Source organism: Streptomyces sp. WELS2 (assembly GCF_013870595.1).
Classification (GTDB): Bacteria; Actinomycetota; Actinomycetes; order Streptomycetales; family Streptomycetaceae; genus Streptomyces.
The window spans coordinates 1-1,840 of record NZ_JACBWZ010001070.1; the positions used below are offsets into that span (position 1 = coordinate 1).

The 1,840-nt window shown below is 74.7% G+C and carries 2 protein-coding genes; one reads left to right on the plus strand and one right to left on the minus strand.

Translation table 11 applies throughout. The features are described 5' to 3' along the window. Nucleotides 1-1,251: PucR family transcriptional regulator ligand-binding domain-containing protein (locus tag H5J33_RS33680; protein ID WP_181798475.1), on the minus strand; the 1,251-nt coding region annotated here is incomplete at its 3' end. Nucleotides 1,252-1,604: 353 nt separating this feature from the next. Between H5J33_RS33680 and H5J33_RS33685 the strand changes: the two genes are divergently transcribed. Then, the coding region (locus H5J33_RS33685; protein WP_181798476.1) for an FAD binding domain-containing protein at nucleotides 1,605-1,840 on the plus strand (236 nt) is incomplete at its 3' end.

A 1,840-nucleotide genomic window follows, 5' to 3' on the forward strand; every position in this document is an offset into this window, starting at 1 on the left:
GCCGTCGTCGTCCAGGCCCGCCGACAGCGGCTCGCGCACCGCCTGGAGCAGGGAGTCGGCGAGCAGCCCGGCCTCCGAGCCGTCGTGCTCGGCGGCGACCGAGGGCAGCGGGACCAGCGCGACCGCCTCGTCCCCGGTGTGCGCGACGGCGATCCGGTCGGAGTGCTCCGGACCGGTCGCCAGCGGGTCGACCAGCACCTCCTCCAGCAACGACTGGGCGACCGGGCCGCCGTCGACCTGGTGGCCGCCCTCCCACTCCACGCGGGCCACCACGACCTGCCAGTGCGGGGCCGCGCCGAGCCCGGGCAGCAGCACCGGCGCCGCCACCCGGAGCCGGGCGGCTATCTCGGCGGGCGCGGCGCCGGTCTGCACCAGCTCCAGCACCTCCTGGGCGAGCCGGCGCCGGACCGTGCGGGCCGCGTCCCTGCGGTCGCGTTCGACGGCGATCAGCTGGGTGACGCCCTGGAGCAGGTCCAGCCGCTCCCCGGGCCAGTCGCCCGCGTCCGCCTCCACCGCCAGCAGCCAGTCCGACAGCACCGTCTCCCGCACATCGCGGGCGGCCTGCGGGGAGCGGCCGGAGGAGCGGATGGGGAACAGGGAGTAGGTGGTGCCGTGCGCATGGACCCGGTGCGGGCCGCGGCGGCCGGTGCGGCTGGCCGCCAGGTGCTCGGCGGCCAGCCGGGTGCAGGTCTCGGCGGGCAGCGCGGGGCCCGCCACCTTGGAGCCGGCGATCAGCCGGCCGGTGGGGGAGAGCACCCAGGCGCGCAGGTCCAGGTCGGAGCCGAGCAGATCCAGGACCACGTCCGGGCCGCCGCCCGCCGGGCCCGAGGTCATCATCCGCCGGTGCCGGTCCACCACCGCGGCCAGGTCCCCGGCCCGCTCGCCGGAGACCTGCCGGACCACGTGCTCGGTGATCGTGGCGAACGCCACCGACTCGTGCACCGCGAACAGCGGCAGCCGGTGCCGGGCGCAGGCCAGCACCAGGTCCTCCGGCACATCGCCCAGCTCCGCCTCGCCGGCCGCGAGCGCCGCCACCCCGGCCTGGGCCAGGATGCGCACGAAAGGCTCGGAGTCCGCGGCGTCCCTGCGCCAGGCGAGGCCCGTCAGCACCAGCTCGCCGCCGGAGAGGTAGCGGCTCGGGTCGCGCAGGTCGGTGGTCATGACCCCGCGTACCGCGCGGTCCAGCTCGTCCTCGCCGCCGAGCAGCCGCAGGCCCAGCGCATCGGTGTCCAGCAGTGCGCGCAGCCGCATCTCGTCGCCGCCGTTCTTTGTCTCGAAACCTACGATGAATCTTGGAAGGGGGGCCGGGGCCGTCCCGGGGCAGCCGGAACCGGACGCCCGGGGAGGCGTGATGCGGTCCTCCGCGCCGTTTCCCGCGTTTCCCCGGGAAATCGGAGAGGTTACCGATGGCCTCTGTTCATACGAATCTACAAGATGCCTGCCTTGGCCAGCCAACTCCTTCATGGTTTCGGTGACTGACCGGGCCGGAGTACCGGGCGGTCTACTGAGTCCACTCCACGTGAACAGCACATGAACGAGCCGCGCCCGCCACGCACGGATTGGCTCAATCCGCACGACTCACGAGACGAAGAAGAGAGCCGGTCATGGACTTCCTTCGCCCTGCCAGCCGGGAGGAGGCGCCCGCCGCGCAGGCCGGGCACCCCACCGCTGTGCCGATCGCGGGCGGCACCGGTGTCGTGGTCGGGATCGGCTTCGGCCACCGGCGGCCCGAGTACCCGCTCGACCCGGACCGCGTCGGCGGACTCCACGAGCGGGAGACCGGCGGGCGGAGCGTGCGGCCCGGCGCCTTCGTCCCGTACCGCGAGAACACGCGGAGTCC